General features: G+C 35.0%; 27 protein-coding genes. 10 read left to right on the top strand and 17 right to left on the bottom strand.

What is annotated here, in order from left to right:
* Positions 1-27: 27 nt before the first annotated feature.
* From EZ428_RS04835 to EZ428_RS04800, 8 genes are all read right to left on the bottom strand, one after another.
* On the bottom strand, positions 28-744 hold the full coding sequence (locus EZ428_RS04835; protein ID WP_131551970.1) for a 3-ketoacyl-ACP reductase: 717 nt from the start codon (positions 742-744) through the stop codon (positions 28-30).
* Between the two features lie 166 nt (positions 745-910).
* Complete coding sequence (locus EZ428_RS04830) at positions 911-1837, bottom strand: lysophospholipid acyltransferase family protein (protein ID WP_131551969.1); 927 nt, start codon at positions 1835-1837, stop codon at positions 911-913.
* 372 nt (positions 1838-2209) lie between these two features.
* Positions 2210-4012: a translational GTPase TypA gene (gene typA, locus EZ428_RS04825; protein WP_131551968.1), complete on the bottom strand. Its 1803-nt coding sequence runs from the start codon at positions 4010-4012 to the stop codon at positions 2210-2212.
* Positions 4013-4352: 340 nt separating this feature from the next.
* On the bottom strand, positions 4353-5132 hold the full coding sequence (locus tag EZ428_RS04820) for an alpha/beta hydrolase (protein ID WP_131551967.1): 780 nt from the start codon (positions 5130-5132) through the stop codon (positions 4353-4355).
* Positions 5133-5207: 75 nt separating this feature from the next.
* Positions 5208-5795 carry a Crp/Fnr family transcriptional regulator gene (locus EZ428_RS04815; protein WP_131551966.1) on the bottom strand — a complete coding sequence of 196 codons (588 nt, stop codon included), beginning with the start codon at positions 5793-5795 and terminating at the stop codon, positions 5208-5210.
* Complete coding sequence (locus tag EZ428_RS04810; RefSeq protein WP_131551965.1) at positions 5796-6251, bottom strand: VOC family protein; 456 nt, start codon at positions 6249-6251, stop codon at positions 5796-5798.
* Positions 6252-6506: 255 nt separating this feature from the next.
* Positions 6507-7286, bottom strand: coding sequence for an ion transporter (locus tag EZ428_RS04805; protein WP_131551964.1), 780 nt, complete (start codon positions 7284-7286; stop codon positions 6507-6509).
* Positions 7287-7370: 84 nt separating this feature from the next.
* Positions 7371-8189 carry an alpha/beta hydrolase gene (locus EZ428_RS04800; protein ID WP_131551963.1) on the bottom strand — a complete coding sequence of 273 codons (819 nt, stop codon included), beginning with the start codon at positions 8187-8189 and terminating at the stop codon, positions 7371-7373.
* Between the two features lie 159 nt (positions 8190-8348).
* Here EZ428_RS04800 and EZ428_RS04795 point away from each other — a divergent pair, with 159 nt between their 5' ends.
* The 9 genes from EZ428_RS04795 (at position 8349) to EZ428_RS04755 (ending at position 15858) form a co-directional block, all read left to right on the top strand.
* Positions 8349-9053: an esterase family protein gene (locus EZ428_RS04795; RefSeq protein WP_165501704.1), complete on the top strand. Its 705-nt coding sequence runs from the start codon at positions 8349-8351 to the stop codon at positions 9051-9053.
* Between the two features lie 99 nt (positions 9054-9152).
* On the top strand, positions 9153-10229 hold the full coding sequence (locus tag EZ428_RS04790) for an ATP-grasp domain-containing protein (RefSeq protein WP_131551962.1): 1077 nt from the start codon (positions 9153-9155) through the stop codon (positions 10227-10229).
* Positions 10230-10254: 25 nt separating this feature from the next.
* Positions 10255-11358, top strand: coding sequence for a carboxylate-amine ligase (locus EZ428_RS04785; protein ID WP_131551961.1), 1104 nt, complete (start codon positions 10255-10257; stop codon positions 11356-11358).
* Positions 11359-12186 (top strand): type 1 glutamine amidotransferase, encoded by an 828-nt coding sequence (locus EZ428_RS04780; RefSeq protein WP_131551960.1) that lies wholly within the window; start codon positions 11359-11361, stop codon positions 12184-12186. It begins immediately after the preceding gene.
* Positions 12187-12282: 96 nt separating this feature from the next.
* Entirely contained in the window at positions 12283-13470 is a 1188-nt protein-coding gene (locus EZ428_RS04775; protein WP_131551959.1) for a hypothetical protein, read from the top strand.
* A gap of 52 nt (positions 13471-13522) precedes the next feature.
* The gene (locus EZ428_RS04770; protein ID WP_131551958.1) at positions 13523-13684 is read left to right on the top strand and encodes a FeoB-associated Cys-rich membrane protein; all 162 of its coding nucleotides are present in this window, start codon (positions 13523-13525) and stop codon (positions 13682-13684) included.
* Positions 13685-13690: 6 nt separating this feature from the next.
* Entirely contained in the window at positions 13691-14278 is a 588-nt protein-coding gene (locus EZ428_RS04765) for a Crp/Fnr family transcriptional regulator (protein ID WP_131551957.1), read from the top strand.
* Between the two features lie 114 nt (positions 14279-14392).
* Positions 14393-14923: a YceI family protein gene (locus tag EZ428_RS04760; RefSeq protein ID WP_131551956.1), complete on the top strand. Its 531-nt coding sequence runs from the start codon at positions 14393-14395 to the stop codon at positions 14921-14923.
* Between the two features lie 65 nt (positions 14924-14988).
* Positions 14989-15858, top strand: coding sequence for a pirin family protein (locus EZ428_RS04755; RefSeq protein WP_131551955.1), 870 nt, complete (start codon positions 14989-14991; stop codon positions 15856-15858).
* Between the two features lie 71 nt (positions 15859-15929).
* Here EZ428_RS04755 and ispF read toward each other — a convergent pair whose 3' ends face one another.
* Positions 15930-16409 carry a 2-C-methyl-D-erythritol 2,4-cyclodiphosphate synthase gene (ispF, locus tag EZ428_RS04750; RefSeq protein WP_131551954.1) on the bottom strand — a complete coding sequence of 160 codons (480 nt, stop codon included), beginning with the start codon at positions 16407-16409 and terminating at the stop codon, positions 15930-15932.
* Positions 16409-17590 (bottom strand): type IX secretion system outer membrane channel protein PorV, encoded by a 1182-nt coding sequence (gene porV, locus EZ428_RS04745; protein WP_131551953.1) that lies wholly within the window; start codon positions 17588-17590, stop codon positions 16409-16411. Before porV ends, ispF begins: the two co-directional genes overlap by 1 nt.
* Positions 17591-17889: 299 nt before the next feature.
* On the opposite strand from porV, the gene EZ428_RS04740 reads away from it, so the two are divergent.
* The gene (locus tag EZ428_RS04740) at positions 17890-19473 is read left to right on the top strand and encodes an SUMF1/EgtB/PvdO family nonheme iron enzyme (protein WP_131551952.1); all 1584 of its coding nucleotides are present in this window, start codon (positions 17890-17892) and stop codon (positions 19471-19473) included.
* 51 nt (positions 19474-19524) lie between these two features.
* Here EZ428_RS04740 and EZ428_RS04735 read toward each other — a convergent pair whose 3' ends face one another.
* The 7 genes from EZ428_RS04735 to EZ428_RS04705 form a co-directional block, all read right to left on the bottom strand.
* On the bottom strand, positions 19525-20025 hold the full coding sequence (locus tag EZ428_RS04735; RefSeq protein WP_131551951.1) for a biotin/lipoyl-containing protein: 501 nt from the start codon (positions 20023-20025) through the stop codon (positions 19525-19527).
* A gap of 2 nt (positions 20026-20027) precedes the next feature.
* Positions 20028-20612 carry a DUF4159 domain-containing protein gene (locus tag EZ428_RS04730; RefSeq protein ID WP_225870994.1) on the bottom strand — a complete coding sequence of 195 codons (585 nt, stop codon included), beginning with the start codon at positions 20610-20612 and terminating at the stop codon, positions 20028-20030.
* Between the two features lie 119 nt (positions 20613-20731).
* The gene (locus EZ428_RS04725; RefSeq protein WP_131551949.1) at positions 20732-21433 is read right to left on the bottom strand and encodes a 16S rRNA (uracil(1498)-N(3))-methyltransferase; all 702 of its coding nucleotides are present in this window, start codon (positions 21431-21433) and stop codon (positions 20732-20734) included.
* An 11-nt stretch (positions 21434-21444) separates the two neighbouring features.
* Positions 21445-22848, bottom strand: coding sequence for a hemolysin family protein (locus EZ428_RS04720; RefSeq protein ID WP_131551948.1), 1404 nt, complete (start codon positions 22846-22848; stop codon positions 21445-21447).
* Between the two features lie 17 nt (positions 22849-22865).
* On the bottom strand, positions 22866-23417 hold the full coding sequence (locus tag EZ428_RS04715; RefSeq protein ID WP_131551947.1) for an inorganic diphosphatase: 552 nt from the start codon (positions 23415-23417) through the stop codon (positions 22866-22868).
* Positions 23410-24084 carry a DedA family protein gene (locus EZ428_RS04710; protein WP_131551946.1) on the bottom strand — a complete coding sequence of 225 codons (675 nt, stop codon included), beginning with the start codon at positions 24082-24084 and terminating at the stop codon, positions 23410-23412. The genes EZ428_RS04715 and EZ428_RS04710 overlap by 8 nt, the downstream gene beginning before the upstream one ends.
* A gap of 45 nt (positions 24085-24129) precedes the next feature.
* Positions 24130-25503 carry an NADH-quinone oxidoreductase subunit N gene (locus EZ428_RS04705; protein WP_131551945.1) on the bottom strand — a complete coding sequence of 458 codons (1374 nt, stop codon included), beginning with the start codon at positions 25501-25503 and terminating at the stop codon, positions 24130-24132.
* Position 25504: the final 1 nt, after the last annotated feature.

Below are 25504 nucleotides of genomic sequence, written 5' to 3'. Positions count from 1 at the left end.
AATTAAAAGGGATTATCTTTTACTAATTTAAGGATTTGTAGACCAAATACCACTTTCTTTAACGAAAACCCTTCTGTTTAATTTCAATTGAGCAATTAATAGTTCTGCAAAATCTTCTGGCTGCATTACCTTATCAGGATTTCCATCTGTTAATTTCAAATCGATTGCCATATCTGTTGCAACCGTGCTTGGCAACATGGTACTCACTCTAATGTTATGTTTACGAACTTCCTGCATTAGCGATTCTGACAAACCAATCAGCCCAAATTTAGATGCGCTGTACGCACTTGTTACCGCAGCTCCATTTTTACCAGCAGTTGATGAAACATTAATGATGTCTCCAATTTGTCTTTCTATCATTTCTGGCAACACCGCCCTAGTTACATAATAGACTCCTAATAAATTAATTTCGATAATCTGTTTCCATTGTGCTGGCTCCAATTCCATAAACTTACCGAACGCACCAACTCCAGCATTATTTATCAAGATATCAATTACGCCAAGCTCAGTTTTTATTTTAGCAACAGCTAAATTAACTGCATCAATATCAGAGACATCCGCAATAGCGATTGCTGTTTTTACCTTATATGATTTTAATTCTTCGGCAACGGCGATTAGGTCTTTTTCTGTTCTTCCAACCAAACCAACATTTACACCTTCTGCTGCTAACGCTATTGCAATTGCTTTTCCTAAACCTTTACCTGCACCAGTAACTAATGCATTTTTTCCTTGTAGTGATTCCATAATATTGTATTGAAACGCTAAAGTAGAGAAAATGGAATTTAGAGAGGTTTGGTTGATGTAAAATTTGGCAATCAACATTAAGAGCTTGATGTTAAGGTTTGAGATTATTTCTCAATTGCTTAATGTTAAAAACTAAAAAATGAATTTATATCAAAGTTCAATATAATTAACCCTCAATATTTTCTTCTTTTAAATCTTTTGATGGGCTTTTTCGAACCGGTTTTTCTGGCTTGTACTTCCACCTCCTATGACTCCAAAGCCAATAAGCAGGTTCTTCTTTAATAAAGTCCTCTAAAAAACGAGTATGTAATTCAGTTATCTCAAATTCTGCTGTATCTGCGGGATTTAAAGAAATAGGTACACAATCAACTTCATAGTATCCTCGTTTTACATAACTGGTTTTTAAAAAAAATACAGGTCTATTCGTCTTCTTAGCGATTTTTTCAAGGCCTAGCTGGATAGAGGCCTCTTGATTTAAAAGTGTAGTCCAATATTGAGAATCCTCTTTTGATGGTGCCTGATCGCTTCCAAAAGTAAACATGCTTGGGTAATGCTTAGTGGATTGGATTGCTCTAATCGTTTGACGCATTGAAATCATCTGGTTTCCATATCTACTTCTCATCTTCAAGAACCAGTTATCAAAAACCTTATTGCTTAAGGGTTTATAAATTGGGTAATGCTGACCAGAAAATGTCATTCCAATAGACATACAAACCCATTCATAATTTGCGTAGTGAGAAGCACAGAAAAGTGCGCTTTCGTTGTTCTTTAGGTAAGCTTCTACCAAATCTACATTTTTGAATCTTACACGCTTATTTAGCTCCTTTTTAGAGATACTCTGCATTTTGATAATCTCAAAAAATAAGTCGCTAAAATATTTATAGAATTTCTTTTCTATAGCAATAATTTCTTCTATTCCTTTTTCAGGAAAAGAATTTAACAGATTTTCCCTAACTACTTTTTTACGATAGCCAAAAACTCTATAAATTAACAAATAAAAAACATTGCTTAAAAGGTATAAAAAGCCTAAAGGCAATAGAGATAATGACTTTAAAAAATATATTCCTAGGTAGGGAAATGCCTTTTTAAACATACAATAAGGGTGATAATGCAAATTTAAAACCTTTAGGAGTAAAAATTGCCACCAGATTGTTAGATTTTCATTAAGAAACTGTCACAATTCTAAGAAGGACTATATTTTATTTTTAACCTTATTGAAGCGATATCCTTTGTAGCGAAGCGAAAAAGATTAAGCGGAAAGAAGGACTGACATTAATAGAAGCGCTATCATTGCTTTTCAAAAAAATCTTTTAACCACCTAAGGCACCAAAGAAAACCTAAGAACAATTACTAGACTTAGATGAGCTTAGGTTTCTTAGATGGTAAAATCTTTAAACAAAAAAAGCCTGCAAAATCCAATGCAGGCTTTTAATATTTAAATTCCAATAAGGAAATTTAGGAATTATTAGTTTTTACTACCGTTTGCTTTACGTAGTTGTTCTGTTAAGAAGATTTTACGTAAACGCATACTTTGAGGCGTTACTTCAATATATTCATCAGCTTGGATGTACTCCATACATTCTTCTAAGGAGAATTTAATAGCTGGAGCGATACGAGTATTATCATCTGTACCAGAAGCACGCATATTCGTTAATGCTTTTCCTTTAACAATGTTAATTACTAAATCATTATCGCGAATGTGCTCGCCTAAAATTTGTCCTTCGTAAATATCAACTCCTGGATCTACAAAGAAACGACCTCTATCTTGCAATTTATCAATTGAATAAGCAGTAGTCATACCTTTATCCATAGAAATTAACACTCCATTTAAACGACCTGGAATTGTGCCTTTCCAAGGCTCGTAAGCTTTGAAACGGTGTGCCATAATTGCCTCGCCAGCAGTTGCAGTTAATACGTTGTTACGCAAACCGATAATACCACGAGCTGGGATTTCGAATTCTAAGTGTTGTAAGTCGCCTTTTGGCTCCATGATTAACAACTCACCTTTACGCTGAGTTACCAATTCGATTACCTTACCAGCAACATCACCAGGTACATCTACAATTAAAGTTTCAATTGGCTCACATTTTTTACCGTCAATTTCTTTAACGATAACTTGTGGCTGACCCACCTGTAACTCATAACCTTCGCGACGCATCGTTTCGATTAATACTGATAAATGGAGAATACCACGGCCGTAAACCAACCATGAATCTGCACCTTGAGTTTCAACAACCTTTAACGCTAAATTTTTCTCCATTTCCTTCATCAAACGATCTTTGATACGTTGTGAAGTAACCAACTTACCTTCTTTACCAAAAAAAGGAGAGTTGTTAATGGTAAACAACATGTTCATTGTTGGTTCATCGATGCTAATTACTGGTAATTGCTCTGGTGCCTCAAAATCAGCAATCGTATCACCAATATCAAAACCATCAATACCAACTACAGCACAAATATCTCCAGAACCTACTTCTGTAGTTCTAATTTTACCTAAACCTTCAAAAGTATAAAGTTCTTTTACCCTAGATTTAACCATTTTACCATCACGTTTAATTAAGGTAATAGGTTGGTTTTCTTTAATTGTACCACGGTGTACACGTCCAATTGCTATACGACCAACAAAAGACGAATAATCTAATGAAGTGATTTGCATTTGTAAAGTACCCTCGTTAATTGGTGCAGGTGGAATAGTAGCCACAACTGTATCCAATAACGCAAAAATATCAGTAGTTGGAACTTTCCAATCAGTACTCATCCAACCTTGTTTAGATGAACCATAAATTACAGGAAAATCTAATTGATCTTCTGTAGCTTCTAAGTTAAAGAACAACTCAAAAATTTGCTCATAAACCTCTTCTGGTCTACAGTTTTCTTTATCAACTTTGTTTACAACAACAATTGGTTTTAAACCTAAAGCCAAAGCTTTTTGCGTTACGAAACGTGTTTGAGGCATTGCACCTTCAAAAGCATCACACAATAACAAAACACCATCGGCCATTTTCAATACACGTTCAACCTCACCACCAAAATCCGCGTGACCAGGAGTATCAATGATGTTAATTTTTACGTCTTTATATTGCACCGAAACGTTTTTAGAAACGATTGTGATCCCACGTTCACGCTCTAAATCATTGTTGTCTAATATCAATTCTCCTTTTTGTTCGTTATCACGAAAAACAGAACAAGAGTGTAAAATCTTATCAACCAATGTAGTTTTACCGTGGTCAACGTGTGCTATAATAGCTATATTTCTAATCTTTTGCATAAAATGCGCCTATAAATTTGGCGCAAAGATATGATTTTTAATTGGATTTTTAAGGGTTTAGCCTACTATTTATGTCATTATATTTTTGTTAAATTTTGATTGTCAATAGATTGGGAGAGTTCAATTAAAAATGAAACACATAGGCACATAGTTGGTTGGAATTTTAATGTTTACTTTTTAATCTATGTTTCTATGTGGTTAAAATATGAGTAAAGCAAAACCAATGCTCATCGAAAACATCAGTCCCGCTTTCCATTCCAAGCCCGAAGAAAAATCGGGGCTTTCCATTGCAATCGGGTTTAGTTAACAAAAACCTGTGTTAAATTCAAGGGTTCCTTGCCTATTTACTAATCCAATTGTAAATGTAAGTAGCTACTTCTTCCCAGTTTTCATCTCCACAAATGTAATGGCCTCTACCTTCGAACATTTTAAAGTCTGTAATACTATCTGTGTTTTTGTAAGCTTCAAAGTTTCTTTTGTTTAAGCTTGCAGGCATAATGTTATCTTTTTCACCAGCAATAAACAATAAAGGTTGGTGTGCTTTTTTGAAATCTACTTTAGCATAACTTTTTAAAGTTCCCCAAGCAATTGCTCTACTTTCTGGCACTGCAATTTCATCAAATACCTTATCAGATTCTGTTCTGCTCAATGTATTACCGAAAGTATAATGAAACCATTCTTTTGTAGGCATAAAAACAGAATTACCTTTAAATGGATTAACTACTGTGAAATTAGATTTCCAAAAACTGAATTCGAAAGGAATAACGCCCATTGGAGGAGCGCCATCTATCATTACGCCTGCCTCTCCTTTACCTAAGTCCATTAATTTTTGGACAGTTAAGCCACCTAATGAATGACCGATAAGAATTGGTTTTTCTGGCAGAGCATCAATAAATTTCACTAGATTCTCTACTACATCTACAAAATTTACTTTAGTTAAATTTGGGTCGATGTTGGTTCTTAAGTCTGCAGGATTACCCGAGTGAGATGGATTTGCAGGATTGTAAACTGTATAACCTTTCGCTTCGAAGAAAGCTTTCCAGCCTTCCCAGCTTTGGTTGTTTACAAATAGACCATGTACTAATACGATTGTTTTTGATTTTAGATTTAAAGTTTTCATAATGTTTTTCTTTTAATTTGACACCTCAAATCTCTAGCTTAAAAACATCAATAATTTTAACCTAAGTTAAAATCGTCATTTACCTGTTAATCTTTTTCTTATCCTGCTTAAAGATGGCCCTTGAATGCCTAAATAAGAAGAAATGTGATAGAGCGGTATGTTATTAAAAATCTGTGGATGATATTTAATCAAATCCAGATAACGTTGTTCTGGTGTTTTGAAAAAGAAGCTTTCTGTCCTGTCCATTGCAATATTAAAAGCTTCTTGAGCCAACAACCTGCCAAAAGTTTCCCATTGATGGGACTGCTGATAAAGTTTCAATAAATCATCTATATGAATATAAACAACCGTCGCATTAGTCATCGCTTGCGTATGGTAATCGCAAGGCATTTGATTAATGAAACTCTTAAAAGTAACCACAAATTGATTGCCCGAATACAGAAAGACATTTTTTTCTTCACCGCTTTTTTCGTCTACCACATAAGAGCGAAATACACCTTCAATAATAAACCCTAAAAACTTACAAACGGTTCTATGTTGATTATAAAATTCGCCTTTTTTATATTGTTTTAGTTTCCAATGTGGCTTAGAATGATCAAATTCTTGAACATCCATTTTGGCAAATTGAGAGAATGCGCAAGCAACAATGTCTATTTCTTGCATTTATTGAGCAGTTAATTCAAGCCAATCCTCATAAGAAACAACTCCTAACTCTGGTCGGCTTTCTCCCTCTAATATCGCGATAAATTCTAAATCATGTCCATCTGGGTCTTTAAAATATATAGCAATTGCTGGCATCCAAGCAAAAACCATTGGTTTTTCATTACCGTCTTTTAAAAAATTGTAGGGTTGCAAATTTCTGGCTTTTAAAAAAGCAATAGACTGGTTTAGCACATCATCTACATCACAGCTAAATGCAAAATGTCTAATATCAATTTGTTCTTTAGGTTTCTCCCACAAACCAAGCATGGCAGATTGAGGTTCTCCAATCCAGAAAAAGGCAACCCTTCGTTCATCGTTATATCCACATTTAGTTAGTCCTAAAATATTTTCATAAAAATCTATTGACGTTTCTAAATCTTCTACAAAGAGGTGTGTTTCAAATAGTCCTTTTATCATAAGGTGAAATTACAGCTTAATAAAGGTTAAAGAAAATCATTAATATCAATCTGTGCATCAATAGAATTGATGAAGACCTATAACAGGATAAAGAAGTGCTTTAAGCTTATTTCACCGTCGGTATAGGCTCGGTATATCGTCGGTTCACCGTCGAAAAGGCGCTTTCGACGGTGAACCGACATAGGATTGACGGTGAAGCGACGGTCAAATCGTAGTTTTTTTAAAAAAAACAAGGCAGAAGACAAGAACGGCAGGTTAAAATTTAAGTCCGCATTGATTGCAATAGCGCGCATCGTCTGGATTATCATGGCCACAAACTTCACAGACTTTATCTTCTGACTTATTTCTAGCCAATTCAACAGAAATAATCCCAGTAGGCACAGCAATAATGGCATAACCCATGATCATGGCAATGGATGAGAGAAATTTACCAAGAACCGTTTGTGGAACAATATCTCCAAAGCCAACAGTAGTAACAGTAACAATTGCCCAATAAATGCTTTGTGGTATACTTGTAAAACCATTTTTTCCGCCTTCAATAACGTACATTAAAGTACCGAGAATTACCATGATAGAAATTACCACCATTAGAAAAACGGCAATTTTATAACCACTTCCTTTCATGGCCAAAAGCAGTTTTTGAGCTTCTCTGTTAAATCGAACTAGTTTTAATATCCTAAATACCCTTAACAACCTAAATATTCTAATGGCCAACAAATAATGGAACCCAAAATTGATTAGTTCCAAATAGGTTGGCAAAATGGAAAGTAAATCTACTAAACCCCAAAAACTAAAAATATACCTAAAAGGCGTTTTACTACTCCAAATCCTCAACATATATTCAATAGTAAATAGGATAGTGATAATCCATTCTGCATAGAAAAATAGATTGGCAAATCTATCGTTTAGAGAAGGAATGCTTTCTAGAATAACGACGATAACACTAATTAGAATTACCCATAGTAGAATGATATCAAATAGCTTGCTTGCTTTGGTATCATGTCCAAAAATAATTTGGTTGATTTTTTCTCTCATACTAGAATGTTACTTATAGAAACATTTCAAGAACGAGGAAGTTCTAAAATACTTTAAGAAAAGTTTAGAAACCTAAAGGCTAGATTAAATTCTTGTTTTAGGAAAAGCCCACTCTAAGAATTTCGGCATTGCTTTACCCCAAGTTGGCACATCGTGTTTGCCTCCTACCATTTCATAATAAAAAATATCCTGAGGTCTTTGATATCCTTTTTTCATTAATTCTTTAACCACATCAATGGTGTCGTCAATAGAATCGATAATGAAATTATGGTTACGGTCGGCTAATTCATCATTTGTACCTGTCATTAACCAAAATTTAACAGCAGGATTTGTTTTGGTATCGCGAATCATTTCATGAACAATGCGGTCATCATCTGTATAACCCGCATTTAAATCTTTTTTCCTCCACCAAAAAGAACCCGAGAAAACACCAACAACATCAAAATAATTATCGTTATTCCAGGCTATATCAAAAGCGGTAATTCCACCTAAAGAAAATCCTGCAAAAGCACGTTTACCATTAATGGTTACATCAACTTCGCTCTGCACAAAAGGCATCAATTCTTTAATGATGAAATCTGTATAAGATTGTGCTCTAGCACCTCTCTTTTTGAAATCTGGTTTTCCGGCAATACCATATTCTAAAATTCTTTCGTCACTAGCCTTAATACCTATAACCACAGTTGGTTCAATACACCATCTTTGGTAAAGAGAGGCTAAAGTTTCCTCCATTTTCATTTGCGCCAAATCTTGCCCATCGTTTACCAACAAAAGGTTAACACGTTCGTTTCCTAGTAAATTATCAGGGCTGAAAATTTCTAATTCTACTTCTCTTTTTAAGTAGACCGATTTTAATTGAAGGGTAGTTTTGATAACTGAAGGTAATATTAGTGTGGTGTACATAGCTTTCTCACAAATCTGCGGCAAAGGTACTAATCTTGTTAAAAAATAGAATACGACTATTCACTTTTTACATAATGTACAGATTTATAGTATTTAATAAAATTATTCTTTGTGTATTGCCATAGATTTTTATACCTTAAAGCATCTAATTGCAAGCCTGTGAAAGAAGAACTAAAAGAATGGTATAGTCCAAACCTAAATATGGACATCAAAACCCTGATTTTTGGGCATGGCGGATATCCCATCCTACTTTTCCCAACCAGTATGGGAAGTTATTATGAAAACAAAGACTTTAAATTAATCGATGCCGTTGCTGGTTTTATCAATGATGGTAAAGTTAAAATTTATTGTCCAGATGGGATTGACAAACTAAGTTGGTATAACAAAGGTGTTCATCCGGCAGAACGTGTTAAAAACCACATTTGGTATGATAAGTTTTTGCTGGAAGAGCTCGTTCCATTGGCTAAACACGAGACTGGTTGCCACAAAGTTATTACGGCAGGTTGTAGTTTTGGCGGCTATCATGCTGCAAATTTTGCCTTTCGCCACCCTTGGACAGTGAGCCATATGTTTAGCATGAGTGGCGCATTTGACATTTCTGGTCAGCTTGATGGTTTTTATAACGATGAAACCTACTTTAACAACCCTGTAGATTTTGTGCCAAATGATATGAACCAAGAACTTTGGAACATGAAAATTGTTTTAGGTACATCAGACAGAGACATGTGCAAGGGAGACAACGAGAGATTATCGGAAATTTTAAACAGAAAAGCTATAAACCACTGGTTAGATGTTAGGCAAAATGCCGACCATGACTGGCCAACTTGGCGACAGATGTTTCCAGAATATTTAGCACAACTTTAAACGTTGTTCGTTTAGCGTTGTTCGATAAACAATCAATGAAAAACGACAGAAGAACAACGAAAAACCAATATTAAACATTTAACCAACCACATTATACTTATGAAGAAAATAGGAATTTTATTCGGCCAAGAACGCTCGTTTCCAGAAGCTGTAATAGAGAGAATTAACCAAAAAGCGCTAAAAGGAATTACTGCAGAGGCGGTAAAAATCGATAAAATGTTTCAAAATACGCCTTTGGATTATGCAGTTATCATCGACCGGATTTCTCAAGATGTACCTTTTTATCGTGCATCATTAAAAAATGCAGCAATTACCGGAACAGCGGTTATTAATAATCCATTTTGGTGGAGCGCTGATGAGAAATTCTTTAACAACGCTTTAGCTGAACAAATTGGAGTTCCAGTTCCAAAAACGGCTTTAATTCCTTCTAGACAACATCCCACTGGTACAACCGGAGAATCATTTACCAATTTAACCATGCCTTTAGATTGGGATGCAATTTTTGAATACACTGGTTTCCCTGCTTATATGAAACCTTTTGACGGGGGCGGATGGAGAGATGTATATAAATTACACGATAAAGAAGATTTTTTCAGCAAACATAATGGAACCGAGCAGTTGGTAATGCTTTTACAAGAAGAAATTATTTTCGAAGAATATTTTAGATGTTATTGCATTGGTGGCAAATATGTTCGCATCATGCAATACGAACCTCGCAATCCACAACATTTACGTTATGTGGTAGACGGAGAACCATCAAGCCCAGAGTTGTTAAAAACGATTGAAGAATATACACTTAAACTATGCGCTTATTTAGGCTATGACTTTAACACAGTTGAATTCGCAGTACGTGACGGAGTGCCTATTGCTATCGACTTCTGTAATCCAGCTCCAGATGCTGACATTAAAAGTGTTGGACAAGAGAACTTTGACTGGGTAGTAGAAACAACTGCGAACTATGCAATTGAAAGAGCCAAAGCGCAAAACCCTGGTCAGGATAATTTAACCTGGGGTAAATATGTAAAAACAGGCGCCGCTGGGTTACCGTTAACAGATAAAGCATTACCTAAAGGTGTAAAGGTTAGTCCGACTATTAAAGCGGTTAAACCAAAAGATGAAGTTAAGCCGAAAGCTAAAGCAACTTCAAAAGCAAAAAAAATAACACCTAAAAAATAATTGGGATTAAATAAAAGGGAATAAGATGATGAACGAATTTACGCTGGGCGTAGAGGAAGAGTACATGGTAGTTGATCCCGTTACCAGAGAACTGACCTCACATGATCAAAAAATTGTAGAATCTGCACAAAAAATACATAAAGACCAAGTAAAGGCAGAAATGCATCAAGCTGTAGTTGAAGTTGGAACTGGCATTTGCCATAATACAGAACAAGCTAGAAAAGAAATTTCGCAATTGCGATATACAGTTTCTCAATTGGCTGGTGAACAAGGCTTACGCATCGGCGCTGCTGGTACGCACCCATTTTCGCATTGGGAGAAACAGTTGATTACCGAACATCCACGTTATAGCGAAATTGTAAACGAATTACAGGAAGCGGCTCGTTCAAACTTAATTTTTGGCTTACATGTTCACGTTGGTTTTCAATCTCGCGAACTGGCTATCCATATTGCTAATCAAGTAAGATATTTTTTGCCTCACGTTTTTGCACTGTCTACCAACTCTCCATTTTGGGAAAGTAGAAATACAGGTTACAAATCGTTTAGAACTAAGGTTTTTGATAAGTTCCCACGGACAGGTATTCCTGATATTTTCAATAGTATTGAAGATTATGACAATTATGTAAAACTGCTCATCAAAACAAATTGTATGGATAACGCCAAGAAAATATGGTGGGATATTCGTGTACATCCGTTTTTTGATACAGTAGAATTCCGTATTTGCGATTGCCCAATGTTAATAGATGAAACAATGGCTTTTACAGCATTATTTCAGGCATTATGTGCAAAATTGTATAAGTTACGTTTGCAGAATATGGAGTTTATTAGCTATTCTAGAGCATTGATTAATGAAAATAAATGGAGAGCAGCCCGTTACGGAATTGATGGGAATTTAATTGATTTCGGAAAAGAAATGGAAGTAAACTGTCGCAATTTAATTTTAGAACTGCTTGACTTTGTTGACGATGTAGTTGATGATTTAGGAAGCAGAAACGACATCAACTATGTTCACAAAATATTAGAAAACGGCACTGGAGCAGACAGGCAATTGGCAGTTTATCAGAAAACTGGTAACTTTGAATCGGTTGTAGACTACATTACAACCCAAACGTTAATAGGTGCAGGATAAATGAACGAGAAAAATAACATCAAGGTAGCCGTTATAGACATGAACAATGGCAATCCCAATCAGGGTATGAGAGGGATACAAGAAATCCTACAAAACTACCGTGATAAAAACCAATTAAATTTAACATTCGATATTTTTGATATACGCCAAAAAGGCGAAGTTCCAGATTTAAGCTACGATATTTATATTTCTAGTGGTGGCCCTGGAAGTCCGTTTGATGGTGAACAAGAAAAGTGGGAAAGCGATTTTTTCAATTTATTAGATGAGATTGAATCATTTAATATTGAGAATGAGCATAAAAAATATGCCTTCTTAATTTGTCATTCTTTCCAATTGGCTTGCAGGAAATATGGTTTGGGAACTGTGACTAAAAGGAAATCGAATGCTTTTGGAATTTTCCCAATCAATCTAACAGCCAATGGACAAGAAGAAACTGTTTTTGATGGTTTACATAATCCATTTTACTCTGTTGATAGTAGAGATTGGCAAGTGATACAACCAAACGAAACTGATTTTATTTTAAAAGGGGCAAAGATTTTAGCTATAGAGAAAGAGCGTCCACATATTGATTTAGAACGCTGTATCATGGCAATTCGTTTTTCGGAGCAAATTATCGGCACTCAATTTCATCCAGAAGCTGACCCAGTGGGGATGAAAATGTATCTGTTGCAAGACGAAAAGAAATTAGCCATAATTGAAAATCACGGAGAGGATAAATATTTTGACATGTTAAACAGCTTGGACGACCCAGATAGAATTACGTTAACACAAAATGTGATTTTACCCAATTTCTTAAATCAAGCTATTGAAACTTTGCAAGAAGCATAAAACCCCAAACCCCTAAAGGGGCTTTACCACATAGACACATAGTTAGAACTAAAGCTATGTTTCTATGTGGTAAATATTATTTTTAACTCATCTACCATGATTCAAAAATACCGTAAAGCTTTTAATGAGAATTTCACAGAAGAGAGATACAATCACTTCTTAAAGAAATTGGGAGAGGGTTTTCCTGAAATCCCATTTAGGGTTGCCGAAACACCGATTTTTATTCCTGATGCTTTAAAAAAGAAATTAATTGCTGCAGGAGAAGAAATCATTTCATTAATAAAACAAGATAATTTCAAGGAGTTAACTCAAAAAGCTATTCCAAAAGAATGGAATGTGCCAAACGAAATTGCCCATCCTCATTTTTTAACATTCGATTACGGTTTATGTAAAGATGAAAGTGGAGAGTTAACGCCTATGCTAATCGAGATGCAAGGCTTTCCATCATTATATGGATTTCAAACTCATTTGGCTAAAACTTATAAGAAAGAATTTGATTTAGATGAAAAGTTAAGCCCGTATTTTAATGGACTGGATGAAACTTCTTACTTCGAATTATTTAAGAGAGTAATTATTGGAGAACATCGGCCTCAGGAAGTGGCCTTAATGGATATTGATGCACCAAACCAGAAAACGGCTATCGACTTTTTTGTAACGGCCAAACACTTAGGCATTAAAATTCTGGCACTTGAAGAAATTTCAAAAGAAGGCAATCAGTTATTTTATGAAGAGAATGGTCAAAAAATTAAGCTAAAGCGGATTTATAATCGATTGATTTTTGATGAAATTGGAGAAAACACCGATATATTCAAGAATAGTTTCGACCCAAGAGAAGAGTTGGATATTGAATGGATTACACATCCAAACTGGTTTTATCGCATCAGTAAATACACGATGCCTTTTTTAAAAAGTGAATTTGTACCAGAAACTCGTTTCTTAAATACGATAGAGAATATCCCAACAGATTTAGAAAATTATGTTTTAAAACCACTCTTCAGCTTTGCTGGAATGGGCGTAATTATAGATGTAACTGAAGCAGATATAATAGCAATTAAAGATCCGGAAAACTGGATTTTACAGCGCAAGGTTACTTATGAACCTGTAATTAAAGCGCCTGATGCAGGCGTAAAAGCAGAGATTAGAATGATGTATTTATGGCCAGAAGGCGAAGAACCTCAGCTTTGCATTAACCTTGGGAGATTAAGTAGAGGCAAAATGATTGGTGTTCGTTACAATGCAGATTTTGATTGGGTTGGTGGTAGCGTTGGGCTAATGGAGAAGTAATATTTTGACACTAATCTGAACCCCAATATTTAATAAATCGTAATTTTGTGTCATGGATATCCAGTTCATTTTGATGATTATCATTTTCATCGCGGCATTATTTTATGTAGGCCGAATGATTTATCGTTCTGTTTCTCCAAAAAGTGAGGGTTGCGCTTCTGGCTGTGGTAAATGTGCAGCAAATTTTGATAACATTCCTCAGCCTAAAAAATAATTGCCGATGCTCGACAAATTTGCAGTTTACCTGAAAAAAAGATTAGCCCTTACCGATGAACAGGCAACAGAGGCCGTAAGCTGCTTAAAAACAAAAACTATTAAAAAAGGTCAAATTCTTTTAAGCGCTGGCGATTTAAAATCTGAAGCATACTTTGTGAATAGTGGACTGTTAAGGTATTTTTCTATTGATGAAAAAGGCAAAGAGCACATTATTCAATTTGCGCCAGAAGACTGGATGTTATCTGACAGAGATACTTCTGTTTTTAATGAACCATCTGTATTTTATATTGATGCAATTGAAGACACAGAGGTTGTTATCGTAAAAAAGGATTTCTTTCCAGCCATCAAAAACATAGTTCCAGAAATATTAGAGCTTAACATTTTAATGTTGCATAATTCTATACGATTTATGCAAAAAAGATTAAATATGTTATTAAGCTCAACTGCGGAAGAAAGGTATTTAGACTTCATTAAACTTTATCCAAATCTTACTTTACGTGTACCGCAATGGATGATAGCTTCTTATTTAGGCATTACACCAGAATCTTTAAGTCGGGTTCGTAAAGACTTAGCTAAGAAACATTTTAGGTAGAATTAATTAGCTAATTCACCAATTCGATAATTACTTATCATACATCAATGTGTAGCTGAACAACCTGCCTTAACTTTGTGTTATTAATTTAAACATAACATAAAGCAAAATAACATGGCAACTACTAAATGGGCATTAGACCCAACCCACAGCGAATTACAATTTAAAGTAAAACATTTAATGATCACTACAGTTACTGGTAGCTTGAAATCTTTTTCAGCAGACTTGACTTCTGAAGGTGATGAGTTTACAAATGCAGACATTTCTTTCAAAGGAGAAATCAGTTCTTTAGATACTGGAAATACTGATCGTGACAATCACTTAAAAAGTGCTGACTTTTTTGATGCAGAACAATTTGCAAGTATGGAATTCAAATCAACTTCTGTTGAAAAAGATGGAGATGATTATAAAGTAACAGGAAATTTAACCATTAAAGGAACAACTAAACCAATAAAATTAATTGCAGAATTTGGTGGTATTGCAACCGATCCTTGGGGGCAAACCAAAGCTGGTTTTACTTTAAGTGGAAAATTAAATCGTTCTGATTTTGGTTTAACTTGGAATGCAGCATTAGAAACTGGCGGTGTAATGGTAAGTGAAGAAGTTAAAATATTAGGCGAATTGCAGTTTGTAAAACAAGCTTAGTCAGTTTTTTCCAAGGGGATGCCTTTGGCACAGTTCGCAATACGCAGTACTCAACACGCAATCCAATGAAAAATGTAAAACAAGTTTCGGCAATACTAAATCCGCCAGCACCACATATGGTTGGCGATGGCTTTAGGGTACACAATTTTTTCCCTAGCGGATATAAATTGAACATGAGTCCATTTTATATGCTTGATTACAATGCAAAGATTGAATTTTCTGCTCGTAATGAACCTCGCGGTGTTAGTGTTCATCCTCATCGTGGGTTTGAAACTGTAACCATAGCCTATCATGGAGCTGTGGCTCATCATGATAGTACAGGCAACAGTGGCATTATTTACCCAGGAGATGTGCAATGGATGACTGCTGCAAGTGGTATTTTACATAAAGAATATCACGAAGAGAACTTCAGTAAAGAGGGTGGACTATTCCAAATGGTACAACTTTGGGTGAATCTTCCTGCAAAGGATAAAATGAGTAAACCTAAATATCAAGGCATTGCACAGATTGATATTCCACAATTTGTTCTTCCTGAAAATAGTGGTACAATTGAAGTTATTGCTGGAAATTACAATGGTACAAAAGGTAGTGTTTCTACTTTTACGCCTATCGAAATGTATAACGCCAGACTTAATAAAGGTTCAAAAGCTGATTTTAATTTCCCTGCTAATTTTAATACAGGTTTTGTAATCATTGAAGGCAGTGCTAAAGTAAATGGAGCTGAAATCGCTAAAACAGACCAGTTTATTCATTTTAGAAACGAAGGAGAAAGTATTGAATTAGAAGCGTTAGAAAATAGTGTGATTCTAATTTTAAGTGGTGATCCAATTGATGAACCAATAGTTTCTTATGGGCCTTTCTTAATGAATAAACCTGAAGAAATACAGCAGGCATTAGTCGATTACAACGAAGGGAAATTTGGCTACTTAGAATAATATTTCATTGCCGTCCACTTTAGTTGATGGTTTTAAGGTCCGGCATTTCATTGAAAAATGGTGCCGGTTTTTTATTGCTTCTCAATCAAGCAAACTGCATAAGCTACCACACCTTCTTCCCTACCAATAAAACCCATTTGCTCGTTTGTTGTTGCCTTAATAGAAATATCTTCAATAGATATGTCAATAGCAGTGGCGATATTTTCTTGCATTTTAGGAATATGAGGATTAATCTTCGGAGCCTCTAAGCACAGCATAGCGTCGACATTTCCAATTTCCCAGCCCTTTTCTCTAATTAACTTTACAGTCTCTTTTAACAATACAATACTGCTAATTCCCTTCCATTGTGGATCAGTATTTTTAAAATGGAAGCCAATGTCTCGCAAATTTGCAGCACCTAATAATGCATCGCAAATGGCGTGCAATAGAACATCTGCGTCAGAATGACCGAAAGCACCCCTGTGGTGTTCTAGATTTACGCCACCTACAAAAAATGGATGATTGTCTTTTAACTGGTGAACATCGAAACCAAACCCTACTTTAATCTTCATTATTTTGTATCGCCGAAATTAAATAACAAGCTAAATCTAAGCGTATTAGCAAGCGGACTTTTTTGTGGATTTGCCAATAAATAAGCAAAATCTATATTAAAAATATTATACTTTAAACCAGCTCCAACGGTAAAATATCTCCTATCTCCCTTTTCTGGAGCTTCGTAAAAATATCCTGCCCTTAGTGCAAATTGCTGGTTATACCAATATTCTGTTCCAAAGCCAATACTTACTTCTTTTAATTCTTCACTAAATCCGCCTGGTGCATCACTAAAAGAACCGAAAATCCCAGCTGGAACAGAGCGGTCAGGGTCTTTACCTGAAATGATTTTTCCGTTCGTATCTCTAATTGGTTGTGTAGGCACCAATAATTTATTAAAGTCTAAAGCAAAGGTAAATTGACTGTAATCATCAACTATTAATGTTGATGCCGCACCTAATTTCATATTTGTTGGCAAGAAAAATTTCTGTCCACCATCAACATAACTTATTTTGGTTCCTATATTTGAGAAATTAGCACCTGCTGATACAATTGCATCTTTACCAAACAAAACGGTTTGCGTTTTATAATATGCCGAAACATCTACTGCCAATGCTTTACCTGCCTTGGTTTCTTGTCCTGCAGAAAACTGACCAGATGTTAAATTTGAATAAATAAATCTAGCAGTAGTACCTAATGCAAATTCATCACCAAACCTTTTTGCGTAAGTAGCATCAAAAGAAAATTCGTTTGGGCTGTAAATCCCCAGATCATTTTGTCCAGCATCTACCAGTTGTATTTGTCCTAATGAAAAATATCTCAATGAGCCCCCTAGAGTACTTTGATCGTTTATTTTATAAAAGCCACTAATATAGGCCAAATTAATATCAGGCACTAAACTTTTTAACCAAGGACTATAAGAAGCAGAAAAACCATAAGGCTTGTCTAAAAAGGCTAATTTAGCAGGGTTTATGCTTGCACTGTTTGCATCTGGCTGCACGGCAACACCCGCATCGCCCATGCTTGCCGTCCGAGCATCGGGAATGATCAATAAAAAGGGAACAGCAGTAGTAACGTTATTTGATTGGCTACCATTAGTCTGAGTACCTGGCTGCACAACTTGTGCTTGTAGTTTAATACCACAGTACATTGCCAAAGAAAACATGCTAAAAACAGCAGTGCTAAAATACTTCAGATTCATTAGTTAATTATAGACATATAACGGAATGCAAGTTAACATAGTGTTTACTTATTTCAAAGTTTTAAAATTCTATATTTTAAATGGGTAGTATTGGCTTTAGGGTTAAGATATCTGGCAGATAATAAACATTAAGTATTTACGTTTCAAGTTATTATAAATAAATAATTTAAAAACTAAAAAATCTAAGCTGAGCAAAAATTAGTGTAATTTAACTAATGGTCAAATAAAAAAGTTTTTTTTTGGCGGATAGCTCTTTTTTTATGTAATTTTATCAATTAGGTGTTACAAAAGCACAATTTATGAAAAAAACATACTTATACTCTTTTGCATTTTTACTAGCCATCTCTGTTCTTACCTCTTGTAAGCCTCCTAAAGATAATATATCTAACAAAACAGGATATGCTTACAACGACAAATCTAATGGTGGTTTTGAAGTTGCTAAATATAGACGTGGCCCTGCAGGAACCGGATTAGTAGAGATTGAAGGTGGTCAGTTTATCATGGGAGGTAGTGCCGTTGATATACCTGGACAAGACATGAGTAACTTAAACTATAAAAGAGAGGTTACCGTAAGTTCTTTCTATATGGATGAAACAGAGGTTTCTAACACCAACTGGTTAGAATACTTAAATTGGATAAAACGCAGTTACCCAACTGATGCACAATATTATTATGAAGAACTACCTGACACTTTGGTTTGGCGTAGACCATTATCATTTAATGAGCCTTATGTAAATAACTATTTAAGACATCCAGCTTACCAAAATTACCCAGTTGTTGGTGTAAGCGCATTGCAAGCAGAAAGATATTGCGAATGGAGAACAGACATGGTAAATGAAAAGCTTTTACGTGATGCTGGTTATATGAATTCTTTCGCTGCAATTAATGGAACTGCAAGAGGTAGAAATGCTCCTGCCACACCCATTACAAAACCAGCAACACCTTTTAATACTGAGGTTTATTTGAACGGACAGATTGATGATAAAGGACCTAAAGCAAAACAAGACTTAAATCCAGCTGCAACACCAGGAGCTACCACAACAGCGACCACAGGCAGAAGAGCAGCTGGGCCAACAAGAAATGTGAGACTAGAAGATGGTGTAATTTTACAGCCATTTAGATTACCAACCGAAGCAGAATGGGAATATGCAGCATTAGGCTTGATAGGTAACACCCAATATGAAAATGTAAACGAGAAAAAAATATATCCTTGGAACGGTTTAGGCATTACCTCTGCTAAAAAATCTACTAGAGGTATGATTTTGGCCAACTTTAAAAGAGCTAAAGGAGATTATATGGGTGTAGGTGGATCCTTAAATGATAAGGCTGCATTTACAAGCGAGGTTAAACATTATCCTGCGAATGATTTTGGACTATATGACATGGCTGGGAATGTGAATGAGTGGGTTAGCGACGTTTATCGTGCGGCTACTTATGAACAAGCAGATGCTTTGAATCCATATAGAGGTAATCAATATCAAAATAAAGATAGAGACCCTGCTAATGCAAAATTAAAGATGGATAAATTCGGTAAGCCACAAATGGTTACTGCCAACTCTGCTAAAAAACAAACTTGGGAAGAATTACAAGCTGGTAAAGCTGCAGCAGTAGCTACAGGTTCCGCTCCTTTTACTGCCGACCAAAGAGGCTATCGTGACCCACAAAGTAATCTTTATGGCGTAACTACTTTAGTTAATGATAAATCTAGGGTTTATAAAGGTGGCTCGTGGGATGATCAGGCTCAATGGCTAAATCCTGCTACAAGAAGACATATCCAAGAAGATGATTCAACTGCAGATATAGGCTTCCGTTGTGCGATGACAATGCTAGGTAAAGCCGAAATTAGGTCTGCTGGCAAACCTCAATTTAAGAGCGGACGTTAACCCAATATAATTTAAAAGAAAAGGCTCGATAAATATCGAGCCTTTTCTTTTTTATGCAAAACTGATTAGCAATTCATTCTTATCTACTTTATCACCCTGTGTAATCGCTATCTTTTTAATTATACCGTCGGTTGGAGATTTAATCATATTCTCCATCTTCATCGCTTCTAGTACTAATAAATTATCGCCCTTTTTAATTTCTGCTCCTTCTTCTACTAATACGTTTAATACTAATCCTGGCATTGGAGCCTTAATTTGAAGTATTTTACTAGCAACAAGGTTATCCATCCCCAACTGTTTTAAAAGCTGATCAAACTGATCCTTTATTGATAAATTGTAGATATTACCATTGACTTTAACAGTTGCTGTTTTCTCTTCCTTATCAAGCGAAACCAATTCGATGTTATATGATTTGTTGTTGTATAAAACACTAGAGGTATCCTCATTAAGACTAACTATATCTAAAATTACATCCTCACCATTAGCTTTAATGCCATTACTATCTGTTGTGATGTCAAAGTTATATTTATCGTTTACTTTTATCTGGTACATCTTTATTGAGTTAAGGCATATTGAATTAGATTTGCACCCATTCTAAGTGCTTTATTACGGCTTTCTTGTGTGTCCGTAGGGTAAGTTCCATAATCTTCCCATCCGTTCCCCAAATCGCATTCAAATGTATAATAACAAACTATCCTTCCTTGCCAAACCAAAGCAAAACCTTGAGGGCGTTTACCATCATGCTCATGAATTTTTGGTAATCCATTAGGAAATTTAAACTTTTGATTATATATCTTATGGTTTGATGGTAGCTCAACAAAGCTCAATTCTGGAAATACCTTTTTCATTTGAGGCCTGATGAATTTATCCAATCCATAATTATCATCAATATGCAAAAACCCACCACCTATTAAGTACTTTCTTAGATTTTTTGCCTCTTGCTCATTAAATATCACATTTCCATGTCCTGTCATGTAAACAAATGGAAAATTAAATAACTCAGCACTACCCACCTCCACTATGCTTTCATCAACAGAAAAGTTGGTTGATATATTTTTATTGCAGAAGTCAATTAGATTGGGCAAAGCAGTCCTATTTCCATACCAATCTCCACCACCACTATATTTTAATTTACCCATTTTATATGTGGGAGCGGTAAAACTAGTTAAGAAGGGTAAAGTGGAAAGACTAAAGACTAAAGCCAAAAGGCGGAAGGTGGACAAACCGTAAGTCTTAAATCGTAAATCGTAAATCAACTTCATCTATTTATATAATTAGCCTCAAAACAAGCCGCTAATGCAGCTGTTTCTGTTCTCAATCGGGTATTACCTAAAGTTACAGGTTTGTAACCATTTTGCAAAGCGATATCTAGCTCTGCAGGGGTAAAGTCTCCCTCTGGGCCAATTAAAATTAAATAAGACTGAGAAGGCTTGGTGATTTGAGTGATATAAGGCTTTTCTCCTTCCATACAATGAGCAATCATTTTTACTGAATCGCCATTTTGTTTTATCAAATCGGTAAATGAAATAGTAGGATTAAGTTTTGGATGATATGCGGTTAAAGATTGTTTAACTGCTGATGTGATTACCTTTTCTAATCTTTCTTCCTTTACGATTTTACGTTCGGATCTATCGCAAATAATAGGTGTAATCTCATCAATTCCAATCTCGGTAGCCTTCTCTAAAAACCACTCCAACCTATCAATGTTTTTTGTGGGGGCTATTGCGATATGTAGTTGATGATTTCTTTTACCAAATTCAGCTTGCTTATTGATTACCTTAAGCTGTACATTTTTTTTTGTAATGCCACTTATTTCCGCTTCATATAAGCCACCCCTACCATCAATCAAGCGAATTACATCGCCTAAATTTAAACGAAGTACTCTACTGCAATGTTTACTTTCTTCTTCATTTAAAGTATAAGTATCTGAAGAAATATCAGGTGTATAAAAAACATGCATTAGCTAAGGATTTAATGCGTATCAACCATATCACTTTTGGCAATTACCAACTCAAGTTTTATGGTTTCTATATTTTGTTCTGTCTTTTTTAGAATGGTAAATAAATATCCATAACATTCTTCGCTATCACCCACTTCCGGAATTTTACCAAATGCGTGGGAAACTAATCCACCTACGGTATCAAAATCTTCATCCTCTGGTAAGTCATGAGGTAAATGTTCATTTACATCATATACCGTTGCATAAGCATTGATTACAAATTCTGTATCAGAAATTTTTTCTACAGTTGGTTTTTCCTCATCGTATTCATCCTGAATCTCTCCAACAATTTCTTCTACAATATCTTCTAAAGTAACCATACCAGCAGTTCCGCCAAACTCATCAATTACAATAGCAATCTGGATACGTTTTTGCTGCAACTCGCTTAGTAAATCATTAATTTTTTTTGTTTCAGGAACAAAATAAGGTTTTCTAATGATATCACTTAAAGTCCAATCTTTATTTTTAGCTAAAAGTGGCAATACATCTTTAGCATGAATAATACCAATAATCTTGTCAATAACTTCATCAAAAACCGGCATACGTGAATAACCCTCGCCAATTATTTTTTCTACAACCTCTTCTTTTGAGGTACTTAATTCAATCCCGGAAATCTTGGTACGAGGCACCATGATGTTCTTAACAACACGCTCATTAAAATCGAAAACGTTTTTAATCAACTCGTGTTCATTGTCTTCTAACGCACCACTCTCTTTACCCTGATCTAGTAAATATTGAAGCTCCTCATTACTGTGTAATGATTCGTGCCCACCAGCTGTGTTAATACCAAATGGTTTTAATATTATAGCAGCTAAGCTATTTAATGCCCAAATGAAAGGTCTAAATACAACATAAAAAATCTGTAATGGTACCGACACAAATAGTGTTGTGGCAACAGGCCTTTGTATAGCCAATGATTTTGGTGCCAATTCACCAAAAACAATATGCATTATGGTAATAATAGAAAAAGCAACAATAGTTGATGCAGAATGGATAAAAGCTTCACTTACATTTAAGTTAAAACCATTAAACATATTCTGAAATATAGTATGCATTACATCTTCACCAACCCAACCTAAACCAAGTGATGCTAACGTAATACCCAATTGGGTAGCTGCTAAATATCCATCTAAATTATGAACAATATTTTTAGCCATTTTACCAACCCTACTACCAGATTTAGCTTTAATCTCAATCTGAGAAGCCCTTACTTTTACAATTGCGAACTCAGCAGCAACAAAAAATCCATTTAATAAAACAAGAAATAAAGCAAATAATAGGCGCCAACCTATCGAACCTCCATCTGCATCGGGTGTTGCTACAACAGCTAATACAGATACTGGAAGAAATGCACTAAAAATTGCAAGGGTTGACATACTGACGGGGTAAATCATTAAGCGTTGTTTCTAAATTTTTTATCGTAAAGTTCAATACTTTCTTGAATCACTTTGTGTGCATAACGTACACCAAGTAAATGTTCAATAGTTACTTTCTTTTCTTCTAATGCTTTATAGTCTTGAAAGAATTTTACAATTTCTTTCATTGTATGTGGAGGCAGTTCATGTAAATCGTTAATATAATTTACAGACATGTCATTTTTAGCAACTGCGATAATTTTGTCATCTTGCTCTCCATTGTCTACCATATGCATAACGCCAATAACTTTTGCCTCAATAATTGTCATTGGGTAAACGTCTACTGAACATAAAACTAAAATATCTAACGGGTCATTATCATCACAATAAGTTTGTGGTATAAACCCGTAATTAGCTGGGTACATTACAGATGAAAACAAAACTCTATCCAATTTAATTAGATTAGAATCTTTATCAATCTCGTATTTCGCTTTTGAACCTTTAGGGATTTCGATAATAGCATTTACAGTTTCTGGAAGTTTCTCGCCAGGAGAAACGCTATGCCACGGGTGGTGATTGTCTTTACTCATTTTTTTCTTCTTCAATCTCTATTTCATCATCATCATCTGCCTTATTCACTCGTTTTTTCACAAAGGTGATAACAAGTGGTATTGTAGTGATTGCAATGAAACCAATTATAATATAAACCAAATATTCTTCTATTTGTTCGGCAAAACTTCTGCCCAAAAAATAACCTAACAAAGTTAAGGATGCTATCCATAATATTGCACCAACAATGTTATAAAGTGCAAATTTTTTAATCTCCAGTCTTACAACACCTGCAAAAATAGGAGCAAAAGTTCTCACTATTGGCACAAATCTACCCATAATTAAAGCAAATGCACCTTGCTTTCTATAATATTGCTCTGCCGCTTTCAAGTATCTCTTCTTAAAAAAGAAAGTATCTTTTCTCTTATATAATACTGGTCCTGTTTTTCTCCCAAACCAATATCCAGTAAAGTTACCAGATACTGCAGCAACTATTAAAGCCAACACAAGTACGTAAATATTTACATCCAATCTGCCAGTTGCGACAAACATTCCTGCTAAAAACAATAAATAATCTCCTGGCAAAAAGAAACCAAAGAATAAGCCGGTTTCTGCAAAAATCACAAACACAACAACATAGAAACCACCCTCTTTAAGTAATTTTTCAGGGTCAATAAAATGCTGTAATGAATTCCAGAATTCTTGCATGGTTTGATTATTTGTAAAACTACAAATAATAATCTACATCTTACTCTATATCAAATTTAAAATAAGATCTGGATAAACACCTAATAATAAGGTGACTATTACAGAAAGTAACAATACTATTTTATATTGAAATGGTGTATCTAAAACCGTCTCATTGCCCTCTTTAAACCACACTGCAATAATCATTTTGAAATAGTAATAGAAACCTACTAATGCATTTAAAATAGCAATTACAACCAGTGCCACTTGGTAATTGCCCATTACATTTAAGAACATAACGTACTTACCAATAAAGCCTGCAGTTAGTGGAATTCCAGCCAAAGAAAGCATGGCTACAGTTAATGCAAATGCAGCAAAAGGATTTCTTTTTCCTAAACCATTAAAACTATCAATCGTATCGCTTCCCACTTTTTGTTTAACTAAAATTAATACTGCAAAAGCGATAATACTCGCGAAAGTATAAGCGGCAGCATAAACCAATACATTACTTGCAGAGTTAGCCGATAGCACCACTAAAGAAAACAGTAGATATCCAGCGTGTGAAATACTTGAATAGGCAAGCATTCTTTTAAAGTTCTTTTGATAAAGAGCTGTTATGTTTCCAATGCACAGTGTGATGATAACAATTACCATTAATGCAGGAGCCCAGAAATCGTGAAGTGGTTCAAACGCACCAGCAAACAATCTTAAAAATGCCGCAAAACCTGCAGTTTTAACAACTGTAGACATGAATGCAGTAATCAAAGATGGAGAGCCTTCATAAACATCTGGTGTCCAGAAGTGGAATGGTGCTGCACCAACTTTAAAGCATAAACCAATCATTACTAAAATTACACCTGGATAAAACAACGGTGAAATGGTTTTCACGTTATCAATCAAATATTGCTGAATTACTGCAATATCAAATGAACCTGTCGCTCCGTAAATTAAAGTGATACCAAACAATAAAAATCCAGTAGAAAATGCACCCATTAAAAAGTATTTTAATGATGCCTCGTTTGATGCAAAATTTAACTTTCTAATGCCTGCAAGGATATATAAACTTACAGACATGATCTCTAGGCCAATAAACAACATCGACATATTTTGGTAAGAAACCATAATCACGATACCAGATAAGGCAAAAAGAATAAGTGTAAAGTATTCGGCAATGTTATCACTTCCTTCTGCAAAATACTTTTGCGTAAGCAAGAAGATAAAGAATGTACCAACAATTGAAATAGCTGAAAACGCCAGTGCGAAATTATCCATCCGCATCATACCGTAATAAGTAGTTGGATCATTCCATGAACAAGCTACAAAGCCCAATGCAACCAATAAACCTACTAGAGTTAATGGCAACAAAGCTTTTTTTGCTTTAAACAAACCTGCATAAAGTACTACAAAAGCTGTTACAGCTATGGTTATAATAATGTTCATC

It is taken from the genome of Pedobacter frigiditerrae, assembly GCF_004331645.1.
Lineage (GTDB): Bacteria > Bacteroidota > Bacteroidia > Sphingobacteriales > Sphingobacteriaceae > Pedobacter > Pedobacter frigiditerrae.
Note: the sequence above shows the minus strand (reverse complement) of the source record. Positions and strands in the feature narration are given on the sequence as shown.